This window comes from Ignavibacteria bacterium (assembly GCA_016873845.1).
In the GTDB taxonomy this organism is placed as follows: domain Bacteria; phylum Bacteroidota; class Ignavibacteria; order Ch128b; family Ch128b; genus JAHJVF01.
In genome coordinates this window covers 1-6,582 of sequence record VGVX01000096.1, presented here as the reverse complement: position 1 = coordinate 6,582, position 6,582 = coordinate 1, and the positions used below count along the sequence as shown (strand labels likewise).

Genomic DNA, 6,582 nt, shown 5'->3' with positions numbered 1-6,582 from the left:
AAAAATTTCCTTTCTCCCTGAACACAACCTCAAGTCGGATGGATCCAGGTAAGTTTTTACATTAAACAAATTTAAGAAATTCCATTTCCTTCTGAAGCAGAACATTATGTTAATGTAGAAAACAATCTTTCTATGGCGACTAACCTTTACAATCAATTACAGACTCAATTTCCTAATGACCCTCTACTAGTAGATGCTTTGATACTTTTGGGGGATGATCCATCAACAATGCTTGCTAAAGTTAAAATAAACCAAAGACAAAACTTGCATAAGAAAAATGAAGTCCAAAAATCAGATGTTGATAATTTAATTGTGAAAGATTTTTCATTAGAGCAGAATTACCCGAACCCATTTAATCCAGTTACTATAATTCAATATCAAATACCTGTAGCTGGTAATGTTAAACTTAAAATTTTCGATATACTTGGCAGAGAGGTTACAGAATTAATAAACCAAGAACAGACGGAAGGAGTATATAGGATAATTTTCGATATAGACTCACATAAAAAACTTTCATCGGGTGTTTATTATTATGTGATAGAAGTCAAAGGCTCCGATGGAAGGAATTACAGAAATGTTAAAAAAATGACAATACTCAAGTGAATCTTATTATAAAATTATTTTTAATTATTTTTTGGTTGGACATTAATAATACTCTAGCAGAAGAACCAGAAAAAGTTAAACAACTTTTAATTGAGAACAAAGATTTCATTTATTCTTCGGCAGTATTGTTCAATGTCCAGCCAAGATTAATTGCATCAATTATCTATGTTGAAAGAACATTAAATGTCAATTGGATGGAGGGACAATTAGATTTACTCTTGGCAAAGGCAGGCTATAGCAGTTCAATTGGTTTAGGCCAAATAAAAATTCATACTGCCGAATGGATTGAAAAAAAATTACATGATTCCACAAGCAAGTATTATCTTGGAGATGTTTATAAAAGTTATATACCGAAAAGTAAAAGTAGAGACGAAATTATTGAGAGACTTGATGGCCCCGAGTGGAACACAAAATATGTTGCAGGATATATTGCAATGTTTTGCCATCGCTGGCTGAATGACGGTTTTGATATCTCAGCCAGACCAGATATAATTGGGACATTATACTCTTTAGGCCCATATCGTGTAAGTGATGGTTCCGAAAGAAAACCGCATGTTAATCCAAAAGCAAATTACTTCGGAGAGGAAACAGTAAAATTTTACTATTCTGACCAGTTAAGCTTTTTATTTCCAAGGGTAACAGACTAAACCTTTATCTCAAAAAGATGATGTTTGTTGCGTCGCGCACTTCTTATACTACCTATTCAGATGAAAAAAATTCTGAAATGCTTGTAGTGGCGGAACGGCGATTTAATTTCTTTCTCTCCTCGTAAACTGATATATTAAACAAAAATCAAAAGGTACTATAATGATTGAACTACTTCGCGATATGTATCATCACCAAGCCTGGGCAGATGCGGAAATGTGGAAAGCATTAGAATCCCATCCGGGCGCACTTGAAAATGAAGCAATCCGAAAATGTCTTCACCACATACATTTAACACAGCATGCTTTTCTTTCTATCGTAAGCGGAAAGGAGCTTGTTAGAAAACGTCTCGAGGATTTCTCCAATATGAACGAATTGAAAGAATACGCTAAGGCAAATCACACTCAAGCTTTGGCATTTATTCAAGACTGCACCGAATCAAAACTTGCCGAGGTCGTTAGAATTCCGTGGTTGAGGAATCCACAATTAAGTCTTCCGATTTATCAAGCGCTTTTGCAAGCCGCAATGCACAGCCATTATCATCGAGGACAAAATGCAACTCGGCTGAGAGAACTCGGAGGAAATCCGCCTCTTACTGACATTATCGCTTGGTATCGGAAAGAAAAGCCAAAAGCAGTATGGGAGTAGAAAACAATCTGTACTTGGGTACTCGTAAGCGGAAACAATTCTTGTTAAAAATTGTCTTGATGATTAGCCCTTGAAAATCAAATTTGCTTAAAACAATTAAATGGAGTTTTGAACCATGAAAAAAGTATCAGAGAAACTTGAACTTAAAAGGGAGCTTGATCGACTCTTCAAAAGTATGGATTTTGTCAGTGAAAAGTTTTCAGAAGATAAAAAGATAAGTAAAAGAGACCACCAACTTTATTGGAATATTTATCAACAACTCGGAGTCGCGTGGGAGTTTCTTGGACTACAGTGCAGACATTGGGATGGCTACAAAAAAATAAAAGATAAAAAAGAAGCTTGTAGAATTTGCGGCAAAATTAAATCGACCGATGAACATTATTATTTGTTACCGAAAACAGGGCTGAAGAAAATTGGTAAAAAATCAATGCCTAATTCGAAGAAAACTTTCAAAAATAAATCGCAAGCTAAAATTGTGAGTGACACAATTGAATTTCATGGTGCGGTCATTAATGCAGATGTTCATAATTCTTACAAATCACGAATGCTGAATCACACATTTAATATTGCCGCCGAGAGAATCATAACCGTAAAAGAAAGAGGCATTGAATGCAGTATTGACCAGCATCTTATTCATCTTAAATTAAACACCTCAAATAAAATGATCGGCAAGAAAAAATACGGCAACTTTCCCTGGGAATTAAAAAGACAAAATTTGAAAAACTTCCCGGTAATTTTTGAATTCGATGAAAAATATAAAATGCTTGGATTGACAATCCTGACCTAATAACTCAAAAGTTATAATAATTGATCAATCGATTGAATCTTAGCAATTCAGTAAGTATGTATTCGACTTTTAACCTTATTAGCTTATTTTCGGCGAATGATGGAGCATTAGCAGTTAGTAATTTATTATGAATCCTAAAAACTCAATCTATTTCAAAACCCGCAAAGAGTGGCGGGCGTGGCTCAAGAAGCACCATAACAAGGAGAAAGAGGTCTGGCTCATCTATTATAAAAGGCATACCGGTAAACCAAGAATTCCATACGACGATGCTGTGGAAGAAGCGCTTTGCTTTGGCTGGATCGATACAACAGTAAAGTGGATAGACGATGAAAAGTTTATGCAGAAGTTTACTACGCGTAATAAAAATAGTATCTGGTCAAAGCTCAATAAAGAACGAGCAGAAAAGATGATTAAAGAAAAGAAGATGACCAAAGCCGGTCTAGAAAAAATTAAAGAAGCAAAAAAGAACAGCAAATGGGCAGAAGCATACTCAGCACAAAAAGAACTTCCTCTCCCCTCTGATTTGAAAATTGCTCTTATGAAGGACAAAACTGCTTGGACAAATTTCAAGAGCTTCGCAAGTTCCTATCAGAATATTTATATCGGATGGATAATGAACGCAAAAAGAGAAGCGACTCGAAAGAGAAGAATAAAAGTAGTTGTACAAAGAGCAGCATCAAACCAAAAACCGGGTATGATGTAGAATTGTTTCTTACTCCAAAAAAATCTAATATAAGATACACATCATATACTTCTTACGAACTTATAGACTAACAGAGAACAAAATGTTAAATTTGAGCAATGAGACAAGCAGCAGAAATATTCCTTACTGAACGACAAAGACTTTACGACCGATTTGCAGACAGGTTGGAGACTGCCTATAATTTAAGCCGGAAAATAGTAAGCTTTCAAGCTAATAAAGATAAGCCAGTTTATCGCTGGTTCAAATACAAAGAAGGTTTTTCATCCAGTCTTGTAAAATACTTCCTGACAGAATATTCTTCACAGCCTGGACGAGTATTAGATCCATTTGCTGGAGTCGGGACAACGCTTTTCGCTGCACAAGAACTCGGCTGGAAATCGTATGGAATTGAGCTTTTGCCCATTGGTGATTTCGTTATGCAGGCGAGAGAATCACTGAACGGCATCGACACGGAGCAATTAATAAAAACTGTAAAAAATATTTGGACCGAACTTGTCAAAGTCGACCTCTACGATCATCATATAAAACACATTTCAATTACCAAAGATGCTTTTCCTGACGAGACAGAAAAATATCTTAACAAGTACTTGACCTACTGCTCAAAAATTAAAGAAAAAAAAATCCAAGCCGTTTTACGCCTTGCCGCTTTTACAGTTTTGGAAGAAATCAGCTTCACTCGAAAAGACGGACAATATTTGCGTTGGGATTATCGTTCAAAAAGAGAACTTTCCGGAAAGCCCTTTGACAAAGGTGAAATATTAACTTTTGAAGACGCATTAAAACATAAGTTACATCAAATAATCACAGACGTATCATCGAATACGTCAGAATCTCTTTTTAACCAATTTGAAAGCAACGGACACAAACAACATCCTGTTAAAATCATTCAGGGTTCGTGTCTTGAAGAATTGCCAAAACTTGAAAATGATTTTTTTGATTTTATCGTTACTTCACCACCTTACTGCAACCGATACGACTACACAAGAACTTATGCATTGGAGCTGGTTTATCTTGGTTATAACAATGAACAAGTTCGTAATCTTCGTCAATCAATGCTTTCTTGCACCGTTGAAAACAAAGAAAAAATTGATCAACTATATCAATTTTATGCTTCTATCGGCAGACCTGAAACCTTTGACCAGGTTATGAAAGTTTACAACGATTCAGATGCAATGACTGAAGTCAATAAAGTTCTTGACGTGTTGAATAAATTGCAGAAGTTGAATAATAACAATATTCCGAGAATGGTAAGAAACTATTTTCTGGAATTGTGTTTTGTTGTTTGCGAAATGGCGCGAGTTACCAAAAACGGCGGGTATTGTGTTATGGTAAACGACAATGTTCGTTACGGCGGTGAAGAAATCCCGGCCGATTTAATTTTATCTGAGTTTGCAGAAGACTTTGGATACAATATCAATAAAATATTTGTTTTGCCTAAAGGCAAAGGAAACAGCAGTCAGCAAATGGGCAACTATGGGCGAACCGAAGTCCGCAAATGTGTTTACTTATGGCAAAAAAGATAAAATTCAGTGTAGCAATACAAAGTGCGGAAGATTTAGTTACTTCCAGAGAAAAAACCAGAGCAGGCTTTATTGCACTTGCATTAGAGAAAAACTATTTAGCAGTTCCTTACGTTGAAGAAGCGAAAGCACTCAAATCCTTGGCAAAGAATGTGAAAAGCCCTGAAGACCTTTTATATATCCAAGATCTTAGAGTAGGCTTACTTACGGCTGCAGGACTTTCTGAGAAATCATTGAATCATTTAACTGATGATGATAAGACACTTGCAATCAAAGGACTGATTAAAGAATTTCTTGAACCGGCAGGCGAAAATTTCATTGATGAACTTGTATATCGTTACCTTTTAACAAAAGGTGATGCTTTAGGAGGTAAAGCAAGAAACTTAGCCGGAACATTGGGAGAAAGGAAATTTCTTCGTTCGTTGCTATCTGTGTTCAATCTTTATGGAATTGATTATCAATGGAGAGATGCTGATACAAACTTATGGCTGACGCGGCCACCCGATGACACAGGAATTGAAAATCGCATAAAAGGATTATGCTGGGGTGAAAGCAAAAAGAAAAGACTCTTACTAATGAACATAAGCGTTCCTGTAGTCAAAAAAAATGTTGATATCTCAATTCTATATGGAACAGTTGACGATTTAAAGAAGGAAAAGCGATCCATTGTTCGCAATCCAGAAAAGTATATTGCTCTTGGTGAGTTAAAAGGTGGAATTGATCCTGCAGGCGCAGATGAGCATTGGAAAACTGCAAATTCGGCTCTCAGTAGAATAAGAAGAAGTTTTGAGAAAAAGAGACTGAAGCCAAAAACATTTTTCATAGGGGCGGCTATTGAGAATAGTATGGCCGTTGAAATTTTCAAACAACTGCAAAAGAGAACCCTTGGTAATGCAGCGAATCTGACTAACGATGAACAATTGACTGTGATCTGTAATTGGATTGCACATCTGTAAAAAATCAATTTAGCCGCTATATCATACCACTAATTCACAATTAAGACTTATATTAACATGAACAAACTCATTAAATACTTCTTACTCTCACTCGGGTTGATTTTTATGGGGATTGGCTTAATCGGCGTGCTCGTTCCGGGTTTACCGACTACAATCTTTATGATCCTCGCCGCATATTGTTTTCTGCGAAGTTCCGAGCGGCTGTATAATTGGGTGACCAGCAATAAAGTCTTTGGCGCGCGGGTGAATCATTTTTTAGAAACGCGAACAATTCCGCTTAAGGGGAAAATCCACTGTCTTGTGGCGATGTGGATAATGGCAGGAATTTCAATTTTCATTTTAAGTGCGGATGTGTGGATAAAAGGAATAATACTTTTGTTCATCATCATTGGAACAATTGTCGTACTCTCCTTCCCCACTGCTCAGAATACTAATAAAGATAAATGAGTAAAACATTGACAAAACATTCCTCTGCTGTCACGGACCATTCCGTGACAGCAACGTTAATGTTGACAAAGCAGTTGACGTTTTTTAAGTTCTAATCAAAATTTCTATAATCAAACATTAAAGGAAATAATTTATGCCAACCGAAAAAACTGATCTTCTCACAGCAGGAAACATTGCGAAACAGCTTAAAGTCTCCGATGCAAAAGTTAAAAAGGCAATTCAAACACTTGGAATAAAACCAAAAGCAAAGAAAGGTGTGTGCAATTACTACTC

General features: G+C 36.2%; 8 protein-coding genes. All 8 read left to right on the top strand.

Annotation, left to right across the window (positions count from 1 at the left end; all coding sequences use genetic code 11):
• The first annotated feature begins 132 nt into the window (after nucleotides 1–132).
• The 8 genes from FJ213_12305 (at nucleotide 133) to FJ213_12270 (ending at nucleotide 6,309) form a co-directional block, all read left to right on the top strand.
• Entirely contained in the window at nucleotides 133–603 is a 471-nt protein-coding gene (locus FJ213_12305) for a T9SS type A sorting domain-containing protein (GenBank protein MBM4176935.1), read from the top strand.
• Nucleotides 600–1,250 (top strand): lytic transglycosylase domain-containing protein, encoded by a 651-nt coding sequence (locus FJ213_12300; protein MBM4176934.1) that lies wholly within the window; start codon nucleotides 600–602, stop codon nucleotides 1,248–1,250. The genes FJ213_12305 and FJ213_12300 overlap by 4 nt, the downstream gene beginning before the upstream one ends.
• Nucleotides 1,251–1,410: 160 nt before the next feature.
• On the top strand, nucleotides 1,411–1,896 hold the full coding sequence (locus FJ213_12295) for a hypothetical protein (protein ID MBM4176933.1): 486 nt from the start codon (nucleotides 1,411–1,413) through the stop codon (nucleotides 1,894–1,896).
• Nucleotides 1,897–2,011: 115 nt separating this feature from the next.
• Entirely contained in the window at nucleotides 2,012–2,683 is a 672-nt protein-coding gene (locus FJ213_12290; GenBank protein MBM4176932.1) for a hypothetical protein, read from the top strand.
• Nucleotides 2,684–2,810: 127 nt separating this feature from the next.
• Complete coding sequence (locus FJ213_12285; protein MBM4176931.1) at nucleotides 2,811–3,386, top strand: hypothetical protein; 576 nt, start codon at nucleotides 2,811–2,813, stop codon at nucleotides 3,384–3,386.
• A 98-nt stretch (nucleotides 3,387–3,484) separates the two neighbouring features.
• Entirely contained in the window at nucleotides 3,485–4,909 is a 1,425-nt protein-coding gene (locus FJ213_12280; protein MBM4176930.1) for a site-specific DNA-methyltransferase, read from the top strand.
• Nucleotides 4,882–5,862: a restriction endonuclease gene (locus tag FJ213_12275; protein MBM4176929.1), complete on the top strand. Its 981-nt coding sequence runs from the start codon at nucleotides 4,882–4,884 to the stop codon at nucleotides 5,860–5,862. The genes FJ213_12280 and FJ213_12275 overlap by 28 nt, the downstream gene beginning before the upstream one ends.
• Nucleotides 5,863–5,919: 57 nt before the next feature.
• Complete coding sequence (locus FJ213_12270) at nucleotides 5,920–6,309, top strand: DUF454 domain-containing protein (protein ID MBM4176928.1); 390 nt, start codon at nucleotides 5,920–5,922, stop codon at nucleotides 6,307–6,309.
• Nucleotides 6,310–6,582 lie beyond the last annotated feature (273 nt).